Annotated in this window: 19 protein-coding genes; 10 read left to right on the forward strand and 9 right to left on the reverse strand. The window is 72.5% G+C overall.

What is annotated here, in order from left to right; all coding sequences use genetic code 11:
- Window positions 1–19: 19 nt before the first annotated feature.
- Window positions 20–925 carry an oxygenase MpaB family protein gene (locus ACZ5DC_RS34965; protein ID WP_468659577.1) on the forward strand — a complete coding sequence of 302 codons (906 nt, stop codon included), beginning with the start codon at window positions 20–22 and terminating at the stop codon, window positions 923–925.
- On the opposite strand, the gene ACZ5DC_RS34970 is transcribed toward ACZ5DC_RS34965, so the two are convergent.
- Window positions 902–1,435 (reverse strand): PadR family transcriptional regulator, encoded by a 534-nt coding sequence (locus ACZ5DC_RS34970; protein ID WP_468659579.1) that lies wholly within the window; start codon window positions 1,433–1,435, stop codon window positions 902–904. The two genes, ACZ5DC_RS34965 and ACZ5DC_RS34970, sit on opposite strands and share 24 nt — an antisense overlap.
- Window positions 1,436–1,542: 107 nt before the next feature.
- Here ACZ5DC_RS34970 and ACZ5DC_RS34975 point away from each other — a divergent pair, with 107 nt between their 5' ends.
- On the forward strand, window positions 1,543–2,298 hold the full coding sequence (locus tag ACZ5DC_RS34975; RefSeq protein ID WP_468659581.1) for an alpha/beta fold hydrolase: 756 nt from the start codon (window positions 1,543–1,545) through the stop codon (window positions 2,296–2,298).
- A gap of 13 nt (window positions 2,299–2,311) precedes the next feature.
- Here ACZ5DC_RS34975 and ACZ5DC_RS34980 read toward each other — a convergent pair whose 3' ends face one another.
- Window positions 2,312–2,911 (reverse strand): class I SAM-dependent methyltransferase, encoded by a 600-nt coding sequence (locus tag ACZ5DC_RS34980; protein WP_468659583.1) that lies wholly within the window; start codon window positions 2,909–2,911, stop codon window positions 2,312–2,314.
- A 152-nt stretch (window positions 2,912–3,063) separates the two neighbouring features.
- Between ACZ5DC_RS34980 and ACZ5DC_RS34985 the strand changes: the two genes are divergently transcribed.
- The 5 genes from ACZ5DC_RS34985 (at window position 3,064) to ACZ5DC_RS35005 (ending at window position 8,228) form a co-directional block, all read left to right on the forward strand.
- A complete protein-coding gene (locus ACZ5DC_RS34985; protein ID WP_468659585.1) occupies window positions 3,064–3,837 on the forward strand; it encodes an MHYT domain-containing protein in 774 nt (257 codons plus the stop codon).
- A gap of 47 nt (window positions 3,838–3,884) precedes the next feature.
- Window positions 3,885–6,506 carry a sensor histidine kinase gene (locus ACZ5DC_RS34990; protein ID WP_468659587.1) on the forward strand — a complete coding sequence of 874 codons (2,622 nt, stop codon included), beginning with the start codon at window positions 3,885–3,887 and terminating at the stop codon, window positions 6,504–6,506.
- Window positions 6,503–6,940, forward strand: a complete 438-nt coding sequence (locus tag ACZ5DC_RS34995; RefSeq protein WP_468659589.1) for a roadblock/LC7 domain-containing protein — start codon at window positions 6,503–6,505, stop codon at window positions 6,938–6,940. The genes ACZ5DC_RS34990 and ACZ5DC_RS34995 overlap by 4 nt, the downstream gene beginning before the upstream one ends.
- 18 nt (window positions 6,941–6,958) lie before the next feature.
- The gene (locus ACZ5DC_RS35000; protein ID WP_468659591.1) at window positions 6,959–7,372 is read left to right on the forward strand and encodes a DUF742 domain-containing protein; all 414 of its coding nucleotides are present in this window, start codon (window positions 6,959–6,961) and stop codon (window positions 7,370–7,372) included.
- A gap of 253 nt (window positions 7,373–7,625) precedes the next feature.
- Window positions 7,626–8,228: a GTP-binding protein gene (locus tag ACZ5DC_RS35005; protein ID WP_366751623.1), complete on the forward strand. Its 603-nt coding sequence runs from the start codon at window positions 7,626–7,628 to the stop codon at window positions 8,226–8,228.
- A 9-nt stretch (window positions 8,229–8,237) separates the two neighbouring features.
- Here ACZ5DC_RS35005 and ACZ5DC_RS35010 read toward each other — a convergent pair whose 3' ends face one another.
- Window positions 8,238–8,666, reverse strand: a complete 429-nt coding sequence (locus tag ACZ5DC_RS35010) for a PPOX class F420-dependent oxidoreductase (RefSeq protein WP_366751622.1) — start codon at window positions 8,664–8,666, stop codon at window positions 8,238–8,240.
- Window positions 8,667–8,757: 91 nt separating this feature from the next.
- On the opposite strand from ACZ5DC_RS35010, the gene ACZ5DC_RS35015 reads away from it, so the two are divergent.
- Together ACZ5DC_RS35015 and ACZ5DC_RS35020 are read left to right on the forward strand one after the other, a co-directional pair.
- Window positions 8,758–9,171: a roadblock/LC7 domain-containing protein gene (locus tag ACZ5DC_RS35015; RefSeq protein WP_468659594.1), complete on the forward strand. Its 414-nt coding sequence runs from the start codon at window positions 8,758–8,760 to the stop codon at window positions 9,169–9,171.
- A gap of 125 nt (window positions 9,172–9,296) precedes the next feature.
- Complete coding sequence (locus ACZ5DC_RS35020) at window positions 9,297–10,712, forward strand: DUF6397 family protein (RefSeq protein WP_468659596.1); 1,416 nt, start codon at window positions 9,297–9,299, stop codon at window positions 10,710–10,712.
- A 30-nt stretch (window positions 10,713–10,742) separates the two neighbouring features.
- On the opposite strand, the gene ACZ5DC_RS35025 is transcribed toward ACZ5DC_RS35020, so the two are convergent.
- Complete coding sequence (locus tag ACZ5DC_RS35025) at window positions 10,743–11,609, reverse strand: acyl-CoA thioesterase (RefSeq protein ID WP_468659598.1); 867 nt, start codon at window positions 11,607–11,609, stop codon at window positions 10,743–10,745.
- A gap of 40 nt (window positions 11,610–11,649) precedes the next feature.
- Window positions 11,650–14,163, reverse strand: coding sequence for a DEAD/DEAH box helicase (locus ACZ5DC_RS35030; RefSeq protein ID WP_468659600.1), 2,514 nt, complete (start codon window positions 14,161–14,163; stop codon window positions 11,650–11,652).
- 145 nt (window positions 14,164–14,308) lie between these two features.
- Here ACZ5DC_RS35030 and ACZ5DC_RS35035 point away from each other — a divergent pair, with 145 nt between their 5' ends.
- Entirely contained in the window at window positions 14,309–15,103 is a 795-nt protein-coding gene (locus ACZ5DC_RS35035) for a metal-dependent hydrolase (protein WP_468659602.1), read from the forward strand.
- A gap of 32 nt (window positions 15,104–15,135) precedes the next feature.
- Here the strand turns inward: ACZ5DC_RS35035 and ACZ5DC_RS35040 are convergent, their stop codons facing one another.
- From ACZ5DC_RS35040 to ACZ5DC_RS35055, 4 genes are all read right to left on the reverse strand, one after another.
- The gene (locus tag ACZ5DC_RS35040; RefSeq protein WP_468659604.1) at window positions 15,136–15,399 is read right to left on the reverse strand and encodes a type B 50S ribosomal protein L31; all 264 of its coding nucleotides are present in this window, start codon (window positions 15,397–15,399) and stop codon (window positions 15,136–15,138) included.
- Between the two features lie 51 nt (window positions 15,400–15,450).
- A complete protein-coding gene (locus ACZ5DC_RS35045) occupies window positions 15,451–15,918 on the reverse strand; it encodes a DUF5709 domain-containing protein (protein WP_468659606.1) in 468 nt (155 codons plus the stop codon).
- 423 nt (window positions 15,919–16,341) lie between these two features.
- Window positions 16,342–18,123, reverse strand: a complete 1,782-nt coding sequence (locus ACZ5DC_RS35050) for an ABC transporter ATP-binding protein (protein WP_468659608.1) — start codon at window positions 18,121–18,123, stop codon at window positions 16,342–16,344.
- Window positions 18,120–19,925 carry an ABC transporter transmembrane domain-containing protein gene (locus ACZ5DC_RS35055; protein ID WP_468659610.1) on the reverse strand — a complete coding sequence of 602 codons (1,806 nt, stop codon included), beginning with the start codon at window positions 19,923–19,925 and terminating at the stop codon, window positions 18,120–18,122. The genes ACZ5DC_RS35050 and ACZ5DC_RS35055 overlap by 4 nt, the downstream gene beginning before the upstream one ends.
- Window positions 19,926–20,114 lie beyond the last annotated feature (189 nt).

Raw genomic sequence — 20,114 nt, forward strand, 5'->3', positions numbered from 1 at the left:
GCAGAAGGGGGACGACGCGGTGAAGCGGTTCGAGCGGCTCGCGCAGATCCGCCGGCTGGACCCGGTGGCGGACGCGCTGGAGATCTACCGGATCAGCGTCGCCTACGAGTTCCCCTGGGATTACACCCGCGCTCTCGAACTGGCTCTGTACCGCACCTACGCGGTGCCCGGCATCGGGCGGCTGCTCGCGCGGACGGCGGAGCTGACCGAGCGCACGCAGAAGCGGTACGACGACACCGTGCTGCTCCTGGACACCATCGTGGAACACGGCTTCGCGGCGGAGCAGGGGCGCGCCGCGATCCGCCGCGTCAACCAGATGCACCGCGCCTACGACATCAGCGACGACGACATGCGGTACGTGCTGAGCACATTCGTGGTGACGCCCCGCCGCTGGATCGACGCCTACGGCTGGCGGCGGCTGTCCCGGCACGAGGTCGTCGCCACCACCGAGTACTACCGCACCCTCGGCCGGCACATGGGCATCCCGGACATCCCCCGCACCTACGAGGAGTTCGAGGCCCTTCTCGACTCCTACGAAGAGACCCACTTCGGCTGGGACGAGGAGGCCCGCCGGGTCTCCGACGCCACCCTCGGCCTGATGGCGTCCTGGTATCCGCGCCCCCTGGCACCACTGCTGCGGACGGCCGCGCTCGCGCTGCTCGACGAGCCCCTGCTGCGCGCGTTCCGCTACCCGCGACCCGGCCCCGCCACCTCCGCGCTGGTGCGCCGCGCCGTGCGGACGCGCGGCCGGCTGGTCCGGCTGCTGCCGCCACGCCGCAGCCCCCACTTCGCACGCCAGAACCGGGAGGTCAAGGGCTACCCGAACGGCTACCGCATCGCCGACCTGGGTACGCGTCCGGTCCCCGGTCTGCGTGGTTGCCCGGTGCGGCGCCAGGACGGCTCAGCGGCCGGCCCCGTCGAGTGAGGCCAGTGTGTTCCGCAGCCAGGCCAGTTCTGCCCGGCTCGTGGCGCGCGCGATGGTGAGAACGCCGCGCCGGAACGGATCGTCCAGTTCCTCGGCGCGCAGCGGCCGGTCGCCGTCGTAGAAGAAGCTCGCCGGCTCCTCCAGGAAGGCCAGCCGGCGCCGCAGTACGGCCGCCTGGGCGGCGGGGTCCTCCAGGTGCCGCAGGAACGCGAGCAGTGTGAACCAGTGGTTCTCGTCCGTGATCTCGCGCTGGGCGGGCTCGGCGAGCCGGCGCTTCAGCTCGCGCCCGCCTTCCTCGGTCAGTCTCAGCACGTGGCGTGGCGCGGCGACGGCGCCGGGCTCGGTCGCACGCACCAGCAGACCGGCCTTCTCCAGGCGCTTGATCGCCGGATACAGCGTGCTCTCGGCGACGGGCCGCACATGGCCGGTGAGTGCCGCGATGTGGCGGCGCAGTACGTATCCGTGCAGGGGGGTGCCGTACAGGAATCCGAGGATGGCGAGTTCGAGCATGGCCGCATTCTCCCGCAGGGATGCATCGCTGCGCCAATACAACCTCGACGCGATACATCGAGGACGAGTTATAGTTTCGGGTGTCGCGGACCACAGGGAGGGGCACGGTGCAGCAGGCCACGTTCGACAGCAGGGGAAGCCGGATCCGATGGACCGAGGTGCCCGGAGCGGAGCCCGCCCGGGTGTACCTGCACGGACTGGGAGCGATGTCCGCCGTCTATCACGCGCACATCGCGGCGCGGCCCGAACTCGCGGGCTGGCGCAGCCTGTTCGTGGATCTGCCGGGACACGGCACGAGCGACCGCCCCCAGGACTTCGGGTACACGCTGGAGGGCCACGCCGACGCGGTGGCCGCCGCGCTCGACGCGGCCGGGGCCGCCGGCGCCGAACTGATCGCGCACAGCATGGGCGGTGCCGTAGCCGTCGTCCTCGCCCACCGGCGGCCCGACCTGGTCTCCCGGCTGGTCCTGGCGGAGGCCAACCTGGACGCCTTTCCGCCGCCGACCGCCGGCAGCAGCGGGATCGCCGCCTACGGGGAGGACGAGTTCGTCGAAGAGGGGCACGCGCGCGTACTGGAGACGGTCGGCCCGCTGTGGGCGGCGACCATGCGGCTGGCCGACCCGCGCGCGTTGCACCGCAGTGCCGTCGGCCTGCGCAAAGGCTCGGACCCCGTGATGCGGACGCTCCTGGAGCGGCTGCCGGTCGACCGCGTCTTCCTCCAGGGCGAGCACAGCGGCGAACTCCCGGGCCGGGAGGGCCTGGAAGCCGCCGGGGTGCGCGTGGTGACGGTGCCGGGAGCCGGGCACAACGTCATGTTCGACAACCCCGACGCCTTCGCGGCAGCCGTCACCGGAACCGGCTGACCCGGTCCGTTCCTCAGCCCTCCCGTACCGCGAGCGCCAGGAAACGGGTGTCCTCGTCGGTGTACGACGTCATCCGCCAGCCCGAGCGCGCGAGCAGCGGCCGGAGATTGGCCTCGGCGCGCAGGTCGTCGGGGGTGACCCGGCGCCCCTGCCGCGCCGCCAGCGCCGCGCGGCCGATGGGATGGAAGAGGGCGAGCGTGCCGCCGGGCCGTACGCCACGGGCCAGCTCCCGCAGGTTGTCCACCGGCCGCGGCAGGTGGGCGATCAGACCCGCGGCGAACACGGCGTCCAGGCAGCCCGAGCGCAGCGGGAGCGCGGCGACGTCGGCGAGCACCAGCAGCCCGTCGCGGTGCCTGCCCGCTCGTACGGCGGCCTGGAGCATGGCCGGGGTCAGATCCACGCCCAGCACCACCCCGGAGGGGCCCACGGCGGCCCGCAGGGGCGGCAGCGCGCGCCCGGTGCCGCAGCCCGCGTCCAGCACGCGGTCCCCCTCCCGCAGCCCGAGGCCGGCCACGGCCGCCGCGTAGGCCGGGCCGTCGTCCGGGAACCGGCTGTCCCAGTCGGCGGCGCGGGCGGTGAAGAAGTCCTGGACATGTGTGTGGTCGTCGTTCATGTTCGGCATGATTCCTCACCGTCACGAGGGAAGTCCTTGTGTGCATGTTCGAGCGCGATGCGATCGTTCCGGCACAACTGTGCGTCATATTCCGGCACGTTTCGAAATGCGCCCCCTTTGTGCGCCCCTGCCCCGGCTAGCGTCCCGGGGCCATGGGACACCTGGACCACGCCGCCTTCGGCTGGCTGACCCCCGTACTGTCGTACGCGATGGCCTGCATAGGCGCCGCACTCGGACTGCGCTGCACCGTCCGCGCGCTCGCCACCACCGGCCGCGCGCGCCGCAACTGGCTCGTCACCGCCGCCTCCGCCATCGGCACGGGCATCTGGACCATGCACTTCGTGGCCATGCTCGGCTTCCGCGTCAGCGGCAGCGACATCCGCTACGACGTGCCGCTGACCATCCTCAGCCTCCTCGTCGCCATGGTCGTCGTCTGCGCCGGCGTCTTCGCCGTCGGCTACAGCCGCGACCGCAACCGCGCGCTGCTCCTCGGCGGTCTCACCACCGGACTGGGCGTCGCCAGCATGCACTACCTGGGCATGGCGGCCGTCCGACTGCACGGCGACGTCACCTACGACCCGGTCCTCGTGGGACTGTCGGTACTGATCGCCGTGGTCGCGGCCACCGTGGCCCTGTGGGCCGGACTCAACATCAGGTCGCCCCTCGCGGTCACCGTCGCCTCCCTCGTCATGGGAGCGGCCGTCAGCAGCATGCACTACACCGGGATGTTCGCGGTGAGCGTGCGTGTGGACCCGTCCGGCGACGCCCTGCCCGGGGCCACGGCGATGCAGTTCATCTTCCCCCTCGCCGTCGGCCTCGGGTCCTACCTGTTCATCACCTCGGCCTTCGTGGCCCTCTCGCCCACGGCCGACGAGCGCGAGGCGTCCGCCTCCGCGCAGCGGCCCGTCGAAAGCGTCGCCCGCTAGCGGGACCCCGGCCCGAGCGCACCGACCACGTCCCGAGCGAGGAGGCCATGCGCCCACCCCGTACACCCGAGAACGCCGCCGCCCCGGCGCACCGTCCACGCGGACGCCGCGCACACGCCGGACCGCCCGCCGACGAGGGCCGCCACCCGCCCGGCCCGCCGTCCGCCGCCGCACGCGCGCGGGGGAACCGCCGGCACCTGCGCCCCCGCACCGTCCGCGCCAAGGTGGTCAGCCTCCTGATGGTGCCCGTCGTCTCCCTGCTCGCCCTCTGGGCGTACGCCACCGTCAGCACCGCTCAGGACGTCGCCCGGCTGCGCCAGTCGCAACGGGTGGACGCCGAACTGCGCAGCCCGCTCGCCGCGGCCGTCAGCGCGTTGCAGGCCGAGCGCACCGCGGCCGTCCGCTACGCCACGGACCCCCGCGCCGGCGACGGCGGTGATCTCCAAGACCTCGCGGCCCGCACCGACCGCGCCGTGGACCGGCTGCGGCTCGGCCGGGACAGCACCGTCGCCGACAGCCAGGAGCTGCCCGCCGGCGTCTCCGGGCGCCTCGCCGCCTTCGTCAAGGGCGCCGAGCACCTCCCCGCGCTGAGAACGGCCGTACGGGGCCACAAGACGGGCTGGGACGACACGTACACGCGCTACACGAAGACCATCGGCGCCGCCCTCACGGTCGACGGAGCCCTCACCGGCTTCCAGCAGGCCGACGTCGCCTCCGACGCGCGCGTGCTGCTCGAATTCTCCCGCGCCGCCGAAGCCCTGGCCCAGGAGGACGCCCTGCTGGGCAGCGCGCAGGCCGCCGGAACCCTGCGGGGAGAGCGAATGCGGCTCTTCAGCGCCGCCGTCGCCACGCGCCGTGCCCTCACCGAGACCGCCGTCACCGATCTGCCCAGCGCCCAGCGCGCCGCCTGGCACGATCTGACCGCAGGCGGCCCCTACACCGCCCTCGGCACCGCCGAGGACGACCTGCTCGCCGCGGGACCGGACGTCCGCGTCGCCGGCCAGGCACCGCAAGCCGCGTGGAGCGCCGCCCACGCGCGCGTACAGGACGGGATGCGGACCATCGCGGCAGCCGCCGGCCGGGCCGTCGCCGGCCGCGCCGACCCGGTCACCCGCGGCCTGCTCAGCCCCGCGGGAGCCGCCGTACTCCTGGGACTCGCCGCCGTCGCCGCCTCCCTCGTCATCTCCGTCCGCATCGGACGGGCCCTGGTGGTCGAACTCGTGAGCCTGCGCAACGACGCGCTGGAGATCGCCCGCCGCAAACTCCCGGAAGCGATGCGGAAGCTGCGCGCGGGCGAGGAGATCGACATCCGGGCCGAGGCGCCCTCCGGACCGCCGGCCGAGGACGAGACCGGTCAGGTGGCGGAAGCCCTGACCACCGTGCACCGCGCCGCGCTGCGCGCCGCCGTGGAGCGCGCCGAACTCGCCAGCGGCATCTCCGGAGTCTTCGTCAACCTGGCCCGCAGGAGCCAGGTCCTGGTCCACCGCCAGCTCAGCCTCCTGGACAGCATGGAGCGGCGCTCCGACGACCCGGACGAACTCGGTGACCTGTTCCGCCTGGACCACCTCACGACCCGGATGCGGCGCCACGCCGAGAGCCTGATCATCCTGTCCGGCGCCGCGCCCGGCCGTGCCTGGCGGATGCCGGTGTCCCTGACCAACGTCGTACGCGCCGCCGTCTCGGAGATCGAGGACTACGCGCGCGTGGAGGTACGCCAGTTCCCCGAGGCGTACGTCACCGGCGCGGCGGTCGCCGACCTCACCCATCTGCTCGCCGAAGTCGTCGAGAACGCGGCCCAGTTCTCACCACCCCACACGCGCGTGCGGGTCACCGGCGAACCGGTCGGCAACGGCTACGTCCTGGAGATCGAGGACCGCGGGCTCGGCATGGGCGCCGAGACCCTGGCCGAGGCCAACCGGCGCATCGAACAGTCAGAGGCGCTGGACCTCTTCGACAGCGACCGCCTGGGACTCTTCGTGGTCAGCAGGCTCGCCTCCCGGCACGACATCAAGGTGCACCTGCGGACCTCCCCTTACGGAGGCACCACCGCCGTGGTCCTGCTGCCCAAGGCCCTGCTGCACAGCGGCTCGGCGGTACCGTCCACCCACCAGGGCGCACCGGCCCGATCCGGCGAGGAACGCGCCTACGCGCGCGTACCCGGTGCGACCTCGCCCCAGGAGGCCGCCGGCACCCAGTGGCCGGACCGTCCCGCCCTGGCGGCCACCGGACCCGGTCCGCACGGAACCACCCGGACACCGGGTTCCCAGAGCACCGCGAAGGCGACGGATACCCACGGCACCCGGCCGGAACCCGGCCCCGACGGCACCGGCGCGGCGGCCCGCTCCCGCGACGCCGCCCATGAACCCCCGCCCCCCGGCGTCACCCCCCTGAGATCGCGCCGCTCGCCGGACGACGCCGAGCCCTCCGACGACCTCCCGCGCCGTGTGCGCCAGGCTAGCCTCGCCCCGCAACTGCGCCACGAGCGCCGCGAGGAGCCACCCCAGCGGGCCGCCCGGCACGGAGACGACCGGCGCACCCCCGAACTCGTACGGGACCGCATGGCGGCGTACCGCGACGGCTGGACGCGAGGCGGTGGCAGGCAGCCCGGCCGTGGCGCCGCACCGGAACCGCAAACGGGCAGTCACAGAAGCGAAGGAGACCCGGCATGATCCAGGACCCGACACCGAGGGCCGGCCGGCGGTCCGGCGAACTGGACTGGCTGCTCGACGACCTGGTGACACGCGTGCGCGAGGTACGGCACGCCGTCGTGCTCTCCAACGACGGCCTGGCGGTCGGCGCCTCCACCGGCCTCGCGCGGGAGGACGCCGAGCACCTCGCCGCCGTGGCCTCCGGGTTCAACAGCCTCGCCAAGGGTGCGGGGCGGCACTTCGGAGCGGGCGGAGTGCGCCAGACCATGGTGGAGATGGACGACGCGTTCCTCTTCGTGGCCGCGGCCGGCGACGGTTCCTGCCTCGCCCTGCTCACCGCGGTCACGGCCGACATCGGGCTGGTCGCCTACGAGATGGCCCGCTTGGTCAAACAGGTCGGCGAGCACCTCCGCACGGCGCCGCGCCTCGGGGCGCAACCGCCCGCCGCGGGTTGAGCCGGGAGGGCGGCACCGATGACCGAGAACCCGACCGGCGAGTCCCGGGAGCCGGGCAGCCAGTGGTACGACGGCGAGGCCGGACCCCTGGTCCGCCCGTACGCCATGACCGGTGGCCGCACCCAGCCCGGGCCGACCGGAGTGCGCTTCGACCTGATCGCACTCGTCACCCTCGATCCCGCGGCACCGGCGCTCGACGACGACACCGCGCTCGGCCCCGAGCACCGGACCCTGATCGACCTGTGCCGCCCGGAGACCCAGTCCGTCGCCGAACTCGCCGCGGACGCGGACCTCCCGGTCGGCGTGGTCAGGGTGCTGCTCGGGGACCTCCTGGAATTCGGCTGCGTGACCGTCAGCCGCCCCGTGCCGCCCGCGCACCTGCCCGACGAGCGAATCCTGCGCGAGGTCATCGAGGGATTGCGAGCGCTGTGACCGAGGGACCACGAGCACCGCAGACGAACGTCCGGAGGCCGCTGCCGGCCGCGCCGTGCCGGCACCCGTACGCCCGGCCGCGTCCCGGTCCGTCCGATCCGAGCGCTTTGCGTCAACGATCGGGCGCGAGCCGCTCATATCAGGTGTACTTCGGTCCCCTCGCCCCGACCCGCGTCCCCGTTGTCATGATGCTGCCTTCACCCCCGGACCACGCGGACGCCGGCCGCGGCCGGCCCTCCCGAGAGAAGTGATCATGGTCTCCGAGCACACCGACACCGTCGGCGACACCTCCGCCCTGGCACTGAAGATACTGGTCGCCGGTGGCTTCGGCGTCGGCAAGACGACCCTGGTGGGGGCCGTCAGCGAGATCCGGCCGCTGCGCACCGAGGAACTGCTCAGCGAAGCGGGCCAACTGGTGGACGACACCGACGGCGTGGACCACAAGGTCACCACCACCGTGGCCATGGACTTCGGCCGCATCACCATCCGCTCCGGTCTCTCGCTCTACCTCTTCGGCACACCGGGACAGGACCGGTTCTGGTTCCTGTGGGACGAACTCGCCCAGGGCGCACTCGGCGCGGTGGTCCTCGCCGACACCCGGCGACTGGAGGACTGCTTCCCCGCCGTCGACTATTTCGAGCACCGGCGCATCCCGTTCGTGGTGGCCGTCAACCGCTTCACGGGAGCCCGCTCCTACGGCGCCCCCGACGTCTGCCGGGCACTCGATCTCGACCGCGGCACCCCCGTGGTGCTGTGCGACGCGCGCGACCGCGACTCCGGCAAGGAGGTGCTGATCAGGCTCGTCGAGTACGCCGGGCGGATGCACACCGCCCGGCTCCTGGACTCGGTCGGCTGAGCCCGCCGCTCAACCCGCGACGTCCCGCATGGCCAGTACCTTGTCGATGGTCACGCGGACGAGCAGTTCCCCCGGTACGCCGTTGCGGGCGCCGTACTCCTCGGCGCGGTCCTCGCCCATGTACCGGGCGGCGATCCGGGTCGCCCACAGACGCACCTCGGCCAGATCCTCCGACAACCGGGCGCGGCCGTTGAGCACCACGAAGTGGAACGGCGGGCGGTCGTCGTCCACGCACAGGGCCACCCTGCCGTCACGCGCCAGATTGCGCCCCTTCGCCGTGTTCTTGCCGGTGTTGAACACCAACTCGTCCCCGTCCAGCAGGAACCAGATCGGAGCCACGTGCGGGCTTCCGTCGGCGCGGACAGTGGAGAGCTTGCCGGTGCGAGTGCCGTCGAGGACGAACGCCCGCCATTCCTCATCGGTCATCTTCTCTGCCATGGGCCCATCCTCCTTGCCCGCGCGCCGGTCGTGGGGAAGGCTGGCGGGGAGTTCCTCCAGCCAGGGGGAGACATCACACGGGGAGACGGACATGGCGCAGAAGCAGGGTCTCGGCTGGCTCCTGGACGATCTGACCGAGCGGGTGGACCACGTACGTCACGCGGTCATCCTGTCGAACGACGGACTGGTCACCGCGGCGAGCACGGGCTTACGCCGCGAGGACGCGGAACACCTCGCGGCCGTGGCCTCCGGGCTGCACAGTCTGGCCAAGGGCTCGGGACGCCACTTCGGCGCGGGCAGGGTGCGCCAGACGATGATCGAGTACGACGACGCCGTGCTGTTCGTGACCGCGGCCGGCGCCGGAAGTTGTCTGTGCGTGCTCAGTGGGGCCCAGGTCGACATCGGCCAGATCGCCTACGAGATGACCTTGCTCGTCAACCGGGTCGGCGAACACCTCGGCGTCGACGCCAGGGCACCCGAGAGGTCTCCCACCACAGACCTCTGACCTGCTGCTTTCCCCGCCGCATGGAGTTATCCACAGGCTCGCCACGCCTCGCGCCCAAGCGGCTACGGTGAGTGCACGGCGAACGCGCAGGGCGTGAGCCACCGACTCCACGGGGGAGTACGACCATGTCGGTAAGCACCTTCGGCCCCACCCGCCCCGGTACCTGCACACCGGGCCGTGCCGCTCGCGAACTGGGGCTCAAGCGGGTCGAGTTCGACCTCGCTGTCCAACTCGGCCGTGTCCGCACCGTGCCCGACGAGGGCGGCGGAGGAGGCCGGCGTGTGGAGCACGCGGAGATCGAGCGCCTGCGGGCGCAGGACGGCTTCCCCGAGTCCCTTCGCGAGCGGGTGCGGGTCGTGGGTACGGCGGAGGGCGCCGCCCTCATGGCAATCCCGGCCGGACGGTTCACCCGGCTCGCCCGCCTGGGCCTGCTCGTGCCCGTGAAGTTCTACCTCAACCGTTACCGCGCCGTGGTCTGGCTCTATCTCGCGGAAGAACTGCGCCAGTTCGCGGTGAGCCCGGAGCACGCGCACCTGCTCAAGGGGCGTACGCCCGAAACCCTCCGGGCCCAGCTGGCGGCGGGGGTGGATCTGCGGGCACGCAACTGGCGCGCACGCAAGGTCGGATTCCTGCTGCGGCAGGCCGAGGACCCGTGGGCCCGCGCCGGAGCCGTGGCCGCGTTCCTCGCGCCCGTCGAGGTCGCGGACGTCGTCACACATGCCTGCGAGCGTGCCCACCTCGACCGGTTCCGGCCCGTGTCGCCTGTGCCCGGTGTGCCGGGTTCTCCTTCCGCTCGTCTTACCGAGCGGATCATGACGGCGCAGGACGCGGACGAGGTCGACTGGCTGCGCAGCGAGTTGGCGCGCTCGGTCGAGGAGGCCCGCGCCATCTCGCCGGCCCCGCGCCAGGCCGTCCACCGGGTACCGCCGGCGATGCGGGCGGTGGCACGGCCCATCCCGCCGATCGCACGGACGGTCACCCGGCCAACGGAGGAGACGACGAGGTCGTGGGAGATGGCCGCGCGGCCGACGGAATCGGCGGTGCCTTCTATGGAGTCGGCGACGGCATTTCCGGAGTTGGCAGTGCCATCTTCGAACTCAGCCACTCCATCCGCAGAGTTGGCGGTGCCACCTTCGAAGTACGCGGCACAGTCCCCGGATTCGACGCGTGAGGCCCCACCGTCCCGGGAGACGGCGGCACCGTTCCCGGAGTCGGTGGTGTGGGATCCTCGGCCGACGGGGCGCCCCGCGGACCCGGGACCCCGCGTCCCGCAGATGCGGACGCGGCTTCCCGGGTCGGTGGCGGCACAGCTCATGGAGGCGGCGACATCACCCACGGAGTCGGCCGTGCGGCACCCCGAGCCGCGGGTGCGGCCCCGCCAGCCGTACGTCGTTCCACGAGTGCCGGCCGCGCGGCCGACGGTGCCGCCGCCCCCTCGCGACCACGAGCCGGCGCAGCCCCTTCCGCCGCCCTCGTCGCGCGGTCTGCGGGCCTGGCTACGGCGGAGAAGCACACGGTCGGCACCGCCCGCGCGGGTCTGAACAGCCGGTCCCGGCTGTCGTCGCCAGCTGTTAAAGGGCCCTGAACAGGCCCTCCTGCACGACCGAGACGAGCAGCCGTCCCTCCAGGTCGTAGATGCGCCCGCGGGCCAGCCCGCGACCGCCGGTGGCGATCGGTGACTCCTGGTCGTACAGGAACCACTCGTCCGCGCGGAACGGCCGGTGGAACCACATGGCGTGGTCCAGCGAGGCCATGTCGAAGTTCCGCGGCCCCCACAGGGGCTCCACCGGGAGCCGCACCGCGTCCAGCAGGGTCATGTCGCTCGCGTAGGTCAGCGCGCACGTGTGGACCAGCGGGTCGTCACCGAGCGGGCCGACCGCGCGCATCCACACGGCGCTGCGCGGCTCGGCGCCCTCGATCTCCTCGGAGTTCCAGCGCAGCCGGTCGACGTACCGGATGTCGAACGGCTGGCGGCGCGCCATCCGCTCCAACTGCTCCGGCAAGGCCCCCAGGTGCTTACGGATCTCCTCGGACACCGTCGGCAGCGACTCGGGATCCGGCACCTCGCGGGCCGGCGGCAGCTGGTGCTCGAACGGTCCTTGCTCAGGCTTGTGAAAGGAGGCGGTCAGATTGAAGATCGTGCGGCCCTGCTGCACGGCCGTGACGCGGCGCGTCGTGAAGGAGCGTCCGTCGCGGACCCGCTCCACCTGGTACACGATCGGCACGCCCGGCCGGCCCGGGCGCAGGAAGTACGCGTGCAGCGAGTGCACCGGGCGCTCGCCGTCCGTGGTGCGGCCGGCGGCGACCAGCGCCTGGCCGGCCACCTGGCCGCCGAAGACCCGTTGCAGGGACTCCTGCGGGCTGCGGCCACGGAAGATGTTGACCTCTATCTGCTCCAGGTCGAGGAGGTCGACCAGTCTCTCGGCCGGATTCGTCATCGGTGGGATTCTCCTTGGCTTGCCACGGGCCGGGGACGGCTCACAGCTGGCCGACATCGGTGACGCGGACGACCGCACGCCCCTCGGCGTCGGAAGCCGCGAGGTCGATCTCGGCGCTGATGCCCCAGTCGTGGTCGCCGTTCGGGTCGTCGAAGATCTGGCGGACCCGCCAGAGGCCGTTCTCCGGCTCCTCCTTGATGACGAGCAGCTTGGGCCCCCGGGCGTCGGGCCCGGTGCCGAGGTCGTCGTACTCGTCCCAGTACTTGTCCATCGCCTCGCCCCACGCCTCGGCGTCCCATCCGGACTCGGCGTCCAGCTCTCCCAGTTCCTCGACCTGGTCCAGGGCGGCCAGCTCCACGCGGCGGAACATGGCGTTGCGGACCAGGACGCGGAAGGCGCGGGCGTTGGTGGTGACCGGCTTGACCTCGTCCGCCTTTTCCTGGGCCTCCTCGGCGGTCATCTCCTCCGGGTTGGCGAGCTGCTCCCACTCGTCCAGCAGGCTGGAGTCCACCTGGCGCACCATCTCGCCCAGCCACTCGATCAGATCCTGAAGATCCTCGGACTTCAGGTCGTCCGGAATGGTGTGGTCCAGGGTCTTGTAGGCGCTGGCGAGGTAGCGCAGCACGATGCCCTCGGTGCGGGCCAGCTCGTAGAGGGACACCAGCTCGGTGAAGGACAGAGCCCGCTCGTACATGTCCCGGACCACCGACTTGGGCGACAGCGGGTGGTCGCCGACCCACGGGTGGCTCTTGCGGTAGGTGTTGTACGCGTGGAAGAGCAGCTCCTCCAGCGGCTTCGGGTACGTGACGTCCTGGAGGCGCTCCATGCGCTCCTCGTACTCGACGCCGTCGGCCTTCATCGCCGCCACGGCCTCACCGCGCGCCTTGTTCTGCTGGGCGACGAGGATCTGCCGGGGATCGTCCAGGGTGGATTCGACGACGGAGACCATGTCCAGCGCGTAGGACGGCGACTCGGGGTCGAGGAGTTCGAACGCGGCCAGGGCGAACGTGGACAGCGGCTGGTTCAGCGCGAAGTCCTGCTGGAGGTCGACGGTAAGCCGCACGATGCGGCCCTCGGCATCCGGCTTGTCCAGCTTCTCCACGATTCCGCCGTCCAGCAGCGAGCGGTAGATCGCGATCGCCCGGCGGACGTGCCGCAGCTGCTGCCGGCGCGGCTCGTGGTTGTCCTCCAGCAGATGGCGCATCGCCTCGAACGCGTTGCCCGGCCGGGCGATGATCGAGAGCAACATCGTGTGCGTCACCCGGAATCGCGAGGTCAGCGGCTCCGGCTCCGACTCGATCAGCTTCTGGAAGGTGTTCTCCGTCCAGCCGACGAAGCCCTCCGGCGCCTTCTTGCGGACCACCTTGCGCCGCTTCTTCGGGTCGTCGCCCGCCTTCGCCAGCGCCTTCTCGTTCTCGATGACGTGCTCCGGCGCCTGCGCGACCACGAGCCCCGCCGTGTCGAAGCCGGCCCGGCCGGCCCGGCCCGCGATCTGGTGGAACTCACGGGCCCGCAGCGTGCGCACCCGGCTGCCGTCGTACTTGGTCAGCGCGGTGAAGAGCACCGTGCGGATCGGCACGTTGACGCCCACGCCGAGCGTGTCCGTGCCGCAGATGACCTTGAGCAGACCGGCCTGGGCGAGCTTCTCCACCAAGCGCCGGTACTTGGGCAGCATGCCGGCGTGGTGCACGCCGATGCCGTGCCGGACGTAACGGGAGAGGTTACGGCCGAACTTGGTCGTGAAGCGGAAGTTGCCGATCAACTCGGCGATCTGGTCCTTCTCCTCGCGCGAGCACATGTTGATGCTCATGAGCGCCTGCGCCCGCTCCACGGCCTGCGCCTGGGTGAAGTGCACGATGTACACCGGTGCCTGCTTGGTCTCCAGCAGGTCGGTGAGCGTCTCGGTGAGCGGGGTCAGCTTGTACTCGTAGGAGAGGGGCACCGGGCGGGTCGCCGAACGGACCACCGAGGTGGGGCGGCCGGTGCGGCGGGTGAGGTCCTTCTCGAAGAAGGACACATCGCCCAGAGTGGCCGACATCAGGATGAACTGCGCCTGTGGCAGCTCCAGCAGCGGGATCTGCCAGGCCCAGCCGCGGTCGCCCTCCGCGTAGAAGTGGAACTCGTCCATGACGACCTGGCCGACGTCCGCGTCCTTGCCGTCGCGCAGCGCGATCGACGCCAGCACCTCGGCGGTGCAGCAGATGACGGGCGCGTCGGCGTTCACGGAGGCGTCGCCGGTGAGCATGCCGACGTTCTCGGTGCCGAAGAGCTTGCACAGCTCGAAGAACTTCTCCGACACCAGCGCCTTGATCGGTGCCGTGTAGAAGGTGACCTCGTCCCGGGCCAGCGCGGCGAAGTGCGCACCCGCGGCGATCATGCTCTTGCCGGAGCCGGTGGGCGTCGAGACGATCACGTTCGCCCCCGAGACCGCCTCGATCAGCGCCTCCTCCTGGTGGGGATAGAGGGTGAGACCGCGCTCCTGCGCCCACGACTCGAAGGCTTCGTACAGGGCGTCGGGGTCGGGGGTCGGCGGCAGCTGATCGATGAGGGTCACGCCCCCATCTTGCCTGGCCTCGAGCCCGAGCGCGGAATCGGCTGGGGATGCGAAGATCACGACCGCTACGCTGTGTCGCCGACGCGGCGTCAGCGCACCAGGTCAACTGGTCAGCGGCACACGAGAAATGGGGCGGGAAGCGGCCATGATGGGACCAGCACACTCACTGTCGGGGGCCGCGGCCTGGCTCGGCGTCGGAGCCGCCACCGCGGCGGCCGGACACCCGATGCCCTGGCCGGTCCTCCTCTCCGGTGCCTTGATCTGCGCCGGTGCCGCACTCGCCCCGGACCTCGACCACAAGGCCGCCACGATCTCCCGGGCCTTCGGCCCGCTCTCCCGCTGGCTCTGCGAGATCGTGGACAAGCTGTCGTACACGGTCTACAAGGCGACCAGGAAGCAGGGCGACCCTCGTCGCTCCGGCGGGCACCGCACCCTGACGCACACCTGGCTGTGGGCCGTCCTGATCGGCGCCGGCTGCTCGGCCGCCGCGATCACCGGAGGCCGCTGGGCGGTCCTGGCGATCCTGTTCGCGCACATGGTGCTCGCCATCGAAGGTCTGCTGTGGCGGGCGGCGCGGGGCTCCAGCAGCGATGTCCTGGTCTGGCTGCTGGCGGCGACGAGTGCGTGGATCCTGGCGGGCGTGCTGGACAAACCGGGCAACGGCTCGGACTGGCTGTTCACCGAACCAGGGCAGGAGTACCTCTGGCTGGGGCTGCCGATCGTGCTGGGCGCGCTGGTGCACGACATCGGGGACGCGCTGACCGTGTCCGGCTGCCCGATCCTGTGGCCGATACCGGTCGGCCGCAAGCGCTGGTACCCGCTGGGGCCGCCGAAGGCGATGCGGTTCCGGGCGGGCAGCTGGGTGGAGCTGAAGGTGCTGATGCCCGCGTTCATGCTGCTCGGGGGAGCGGGCTGCGCCGCCGCCCTCAACCTGATCTGACGGGGCCCCGGGGGGTGGGGAGGCCCGCCTGCTCAGGTGGCCTCGCCGGCATCCGCCGCACCGTACCGGCGCTCGAAGCGGGCGACGCGGCCCTCGGTGTCGACCGTGCGGGCCTTGCCCGTGTAGAAGGGGTGGCTCTCCGAGGAGATCTCCACGTCGATCACCGGGTAGGTCTGGCCGTCGTCCCACTCGATGGTCTGCTCGCTCCGCGCGGTGGAACGGGTGAGGAAGGCGTAGCCGGCGGCGCGGTCCCGGAAGACCACGGGGTGGTAGTCGGGGTGCTTGTCCTGCTGCATGGCGGCTCCTTGTGCGGGGCGCTCGGGGCGGGGACGGCCGGAGGGTCAGGCTCAGCCGGGCAGGGAGTCCTCGTCGACGATGTGCATCGCGGCTTCCTCGGCGGAGGCGGCGGCACCGTCGATGCCGACGTCGGTCGCGACGAGGGCGGCCTCCTCGTCCTCGTGCGCACCCTCGTCGGGGGCCACCAGCCGGCCGGAGCGGAAGTTGCCGACCTCGTTGTCCAGCAGCTCGCCGTCCGTACCGTCGACGTCTCCGATGCCGTCGCCGTCCGGGGCGTCGAGGTCCGGCTGCTCCTCGGCGAGCCGCTGGTCGAGGGTCTCGCCCGCCTGGCGCTCGGCCGCCGTCACACCGGTGTGCTCGACCGCCCACGGGCGCTCCGGAGGGGACCAGCCGCGGTCGAGGGGTTCGGCGACGCCGTCGAAATCCAGGGTGTCCTCGACGTCGAGCACCCCCGAGTCCTCCGGGATCTCCGAGGGATCGGGCTGGTAGACGTCGTCGCCCCAGCCGTCCGTGTCCACGACTACCTCCAGGTGGTGAGCACGGCCCGCTGCCGTCCCAGTGGGCGGCGGACCGCCGGCACGCCGGGTGCGGGGACGCACCGGGAACCGCCGGGTTCCCGGAGACACCCCGAGCCGGTGCCGCTTTCCAGCCTTCCACCCCTGCTCGGCACCGCGCAACGGCACGGGTCCCGGCGGGGCCGGACCCACCGGGTCCCGGCCATGGCGACCGACGGCTGCGGAACCCGGCGTCCGGGGCCCCGGCCGGGTACGGATCCCATGCCGGCGCGACGGGCTTCGCCACCGGCCGAACCGAACGGGGCACACCACCGGGCGGAGCCCGTCAATCGCGCCGAGCGGACCGAGTGGGCCGGGCGGACCGGCTCGACCAAGGCGGCCGGACCGGCCGAGCCCACGGAGCCGACCCCCGGCAGGCCGCGGATCTCACCCGTGCCAAGACCGCCACAGCGCCGCGTACGCACCCTCCGCCGCGACCAGCTCCTCGTGGCTGCCCAGCTCGCTGATGCGGCCGTTCTCGACGACGGCGATCACGTCGGCGTCGTGGGCGGTGTGCAGACGATGGGCGATGGCGACCACGGTGCGGCCGTCGAGGACACGCGCGAGGGAGCGTTCCAGGTGGCGGGCCGCGCGCGGGTCGAGCAGCGAGGTCGCCTCGTCCAGGACCAGCGTGTGCGGATCGGCCAGCACCAGCCGGGCCAGTGCGATCTGCTGGGCTTGCGCCGGGGTCAGCGCCGAGCCGCCGGAGCCCACCTCGGTGTCCAGGCCGTCGTCCAGCGCCCGTGCCCATCCGTCCGCGTCGACCGCGCCCAGGGCCGCCCACAGCTCGGCGTCCGTCGCGCCGGTGCGGGCCAGCAGGAGGTTGTCGCGCAGCGAGCCCACGAAGACGTGGTGCTCCTGGTTGACGAGGGCCACGTGGGAGCGGACGCGTTCCGCGGGCATCCGGGACAGTTCCGCCCCGCCCAGGGTGACCCGGCCGTCCCTGGGCGCGTAGATCCCGGCGAGCAGGCGGCCCAGCGTCGACTTGCCCGCGCCGGACGGCCCGACCAGGGCGAGCCGGGTGCCCGGAGCGACCTCCAGGGAGACCTTGCGCAGCACGTCGACGCCCTCCCGGTAGCCGAAGCGCACCCGGTCGGCACGCACGTCCCGCCCGTCGGGGGCCAGCGCGGCCTCCCCGGCCTCGGGCTCGATGTCCCGCACGCCGACCAGCCGGGCCAGCGACACCTGGGCAACCTGCACCTCGTCGTACCAGCGCAGGATGAGGTTCACCGGATCGACCAGCATCTGGGCGATGAGCGCGCCCGTGGTCAGCTGCCCCACGCCGATCCAGCCGTGCAGGACGAAGACGCCGCCGACCATCAGGACCGAGCCGAGCACGAGCAGGTGGACGGTGTTGACGACCGGGAAGAGCACGGAGCGGAGCCAGAGGGTGTAGCGCTCCCACGCGACCCACTGGGAGATCCGCTGCTCGGACAGGGCCACGCGGCGGTCGCCGAGGCGGTGTGCCTCGACGGTGTGGCCCGCGTCCACGGTCTCGGCGAGAGCGGCGGCGACGGCGGCGTACCCGGCGGCTTCCGAGCGGTAGCCGGACGGTGCCCGCTTGAAGTACCAGCGGCAGCCGATCACCAGGACGGGGACGGCGAGCAGTACGGCGGCGGCCAGCGGCGGGGCCGTCACGACCAGTCCGCCGAGCAGCAGCAGGGCCCACACGAAACCGATGGCCAGCTGGGGCACGGCCTCGCGCATGGCGTTGGCCAGGCGGTCGATGTCGGTCGTGATGCGGGAGAGCAGGTCGCCGGTGCCCGCCCGCTCCAGCACGCCCGGCGGCAGTCCGACGGACCGTACGAGGAAGTCTTCGCGCAGGTCGGCCAGCATCCGCTCGCCGAGCATCGCGCCGCGCAGCCGCACCTGCCGGACGAACCCGGCCTGCACGGCCAGCTCGAGCACGAACAGCCCGGCGGTCAGGCCCAGACGGAGGTCGCGGGCGCCGTCCGTCACCCGCTCGACCAGGCCGCCGAGCAGGTACGGGCCCACCATGGAGGCGACCACGGCCACGGTGTTCACCGTGATGAGCAGCCAGAAGGCCCGGCGGTGCCGGCGGAACAGCTCGGTGACGTAGGCGCGCACGGTCGCGGCGGCGCCGACGGGCAGGGTGGTGGCGGTCGTCGGGGCCGCCGGGTCGTACGCCGGTGGCGCAACGCCGATCATGCGCTCTCCTCGATCTCTTCCAGCTCCTGGAGCGCCTCCAGGAGGATGCCCTCGTCGGCCGCGGTCAGTTCCTCGTCGGTCTCCCGGGTCACCACGGCCCGGTACCGCGGCTCGCCGTCGACGAGTTCGCGGTGCACGCCGACCGCCACGACCTCCCCCTCGTGCACCAGGGCGACCCGGTCAGCGCGGTCGAGGAGCAGCGGGGAGGAGGTGAACACCACCGTCGTCCGTCCCGACCGCAGCCGGCGCAGCCCGTCCGCGATCCGGGCCTCGGTGTGCGAGTCGACCGCGGAGGTCGGCTCGTCCAGCACCAGCACCTCCGGATCGGTGAGGAGCGACCGGGCGAGGGCGAGCCGCTGGCGCTGGCCGCCGGACAGGGAGCGTCCGCGCTCGGTGATCCGGGCGTCCATCGGGTCGGCCGCGTCCAGCGAACCCTGCACGAGAGCGTCCAGCACGTCCCCGCACTGCGCTGCCGCCAGCGCGTCCTCGGCCCGTACGGCACCGGAGGCGGGCACGTCGAGCAGCTCGCGCAGCGTGCCGGAGAGCAGGACCGGGTCCTTGTCCTGGACGAGGACGGCGGTCCGGGCGCTGTCGAGGGGGAGTTCGTCCAGCGGGACCCCGCCCAGCAGCACCGACCGGCCCGGCTCCGTGGGGTGGCCGCCCAGCCGTTCGGCAAGCCTGCCGGCCGCGTCCGGGTCTCCGCAGACGACGGCGGTGAACCGGCCGGCGGGGGCGAGCAGCCCGGTCGCGGGGTCGTACAGGTCGCCGCCCGGCACCTCGGCCGCCCGGCTGCCGTCGGTGGCCGTGGACCGCTCCAGCGACAGCACGCGCGCGGCCCGCTTGGCCGAGGGGCGCGAGAAGGAGTACGCCATGGCGATCTCCTCGAAGTGCCGCAGCGGATAGTTCAGGATCATGACGGCGCTGTAGACCGTGACGAGTTCGCCGACCGTGATCCGGCCCTGGCGGGCCAGGCCGATGCCGTGCCAGACGACCGCGATGAGCAGCAGGCCGGGCAGCAGCACCTGAATGGCGGAGATCAGCGACCACATCCGGGCGCTGCGCACGGCGGCGTGCCGTACCTCCTGCGAGGCGCGGCGGTAGCGGTCGAGGAACAGTTCCTCGCCGCCGATGCCGCGCAGCACCCGCAGGCCGGCGACGGTGTCCGAGGCCAGTTCGGTGGCCCGCCCCGCTTTCTCGCGCTGCACGTCGGCGCGGCGCGTCGCCCGGGGCAGCAGCGGCAGTACCGCGAGGGCCACGACGGGCAGGCCCACGGCGACGACCACGCCGAGCGCGGGCTGGTACAGGAGCAGGCTGACGCAGACGACCAGGACCGTGAGCGCGGCGGCGGTGAACCGGGAGACCGCTTCGACGAACCAGCCGATCTTCTCCACGTCGCCGGTGGAGACGGCCACCACCTCGCCGGCGGCCACCCGCCGGGTCAGGGCCGAGCCCAGCTGGGCGGCCTTGCGCGCGAGCAGTTGCTGGACGCGGGCGGCCGCGGTGATCCAGTTGGTGACGGCGGTCCGGTGCAGGAAGGTGTCGCCGACGGCGATGCCCGTTCCGCACACCAGCATCAGAGCACCCGTCAGGGCCAGCCGGGTGCCGGAGCGGTCGACGGCCGCCTGCACGGCGAGGCCGACGCAGAAGGGGAGGGCGGAGACGGAGACGAAGTGCAGCAGGCCCCAGGCGAGCGACTTCAGCTGCCCGCCCAGCTGGTTGCGCCAGAGCCACCACAGGAATCGAGGACCCGAACGCGCGTCGGGCACGCCCGGATCGGGATACGGAAGGTCTTGAATCTGCATGACGTCCCAGTGGCTCGTGTCGAGGGCAGGGAAAGAGCGGAACGCCGCGGGGAGCGGCGACAAGCCGTGAAAGGTTCGCGTCGCAGAGTGGTGAATTTCAAACGGTTTTCTCCAGCGCCCGCCCAAATCGCCTATTTCCGGCCATGGCGACAGTTGTGGTCAGGTCGGGTGCCCCGGATACAAGGGATC

The sequence above is a fragment of the Streptomyces sp. NPDC031445 genome (assembly GCF_055581365.1).

Excerpts from the sequence above, each read along its gene's own strand:
- ACZ5DC_RS34970 (WP_468659579.1), bottom strand. The coding sequence starts at position 1,435 with ATGCTCGAACTCGCCATCCTCGGATTCCTGTACGGCACCCCCCTGCAC.
- ACZ5DC_RS34980 (WP_468659583.1), bottom strand. The coding sequence starts at position 2,911 with ATGAACGACGACCACACACATGTCCAGGACTTCTTCACCGCCCGCGCC.
- ACZ5DC_RS34985 (WP_468659585.1), top strand. The coding sequence starts at position 3,064 with ATGGGACACCTGGACCACGCCGCCTTCGGCTGGCTGACCCCCGTACTG.
- ACZ5DC_RS34990 (WP_468659587.1), top strand. The coding sequence starts at position 3,885 with ATGCGCCCACCCCGTACACCCGAGAACGCCGCCGCCCCGGCGCACCGT.
- ACZ5DC_RS34995 (WP_468659589.1), top strand. The coding sequence starts at position 6,503 with ATGATCCAGGACCCGACACCGAGGGCCGGCCGGCGGTCCGGCGAACTG.
- ACZ5DC_RS35000 (WP_468659591.1), top strand. The coding sequence starts at position 6,959 with ATGACCGAGAACCCGACCGGCGAGTCCCGGGAGCCGGGCAGCCAGTGG.
- ACZ5DC_RS35005 (WP_366751623.1), top strand. The coding sequence starts at position 7,626 with ATGGTCTCCGAGCACACCGACACCGTCGGCGACACCTCCGCCCTGGCA.
- ACZ5DC_RS35010 (WP_366751622.1), bottom strand. The coding sequence starts at position 8,666 with ATGGCAGAGAAGATGACCGATGAGGAATGGCGGGCGTTCGTCCTCGAC.
- ACZ5DC_RS35015 (WP_468659594.1), top strand. The coding sequence starts at position 8,758 with ATGGCGCAGAAGCAGGGTCTCGGCTGGCTCCTGGACGATCTGACCGAG.
- ACZ5DC_RS35020 (WP_468659596.1), top strand. The coding sequence starts at position 9,297 with ATGTCGGTAAGCACCTTCGGCCCCACCCGCCCCGGTACCTGCACACCG.
- ACZ5DC_RS35025 (WP_468659598.1), bottom strand. The coding sequence starts at position 11,609 with ATGACGAATCCGGCCGAGAGACTGGTCGACCTCCTCGACCTGGAGCAG.
- ACZ5DC_RS35035 (WP_468659602.1), top strand. The coding sequence starts at position 14,309 with ATGATGGGACCAGCACACTCACTGTCGGGGGCCGCGGCCTGGCTCGGC.
- ACZ5DC_RS35040 (WP_468659604.1), bottom strand. The coding sequence starts at position 15,399 with ATGCAGCAGGACAAGCACCCCGACTACCACCCCGTGGTCTTCCGGGAC.
- ACZ5DC_RS35050 (WP_468659608.1), bottom strand. The coding sequence starts at position 18,123 with ATGATCGGCGTTGCGCCACCGGCGTACGACCCGGCGGCCCCGACGACC.
- ACZ5DC_RS35055 (WP_468659610.1), bottom strand. The coding sequence starts at position 19,925 with ATGCAGATTCAAGACCTTCCGTATCCCGATCCGGGCGTGCCCGACGCG.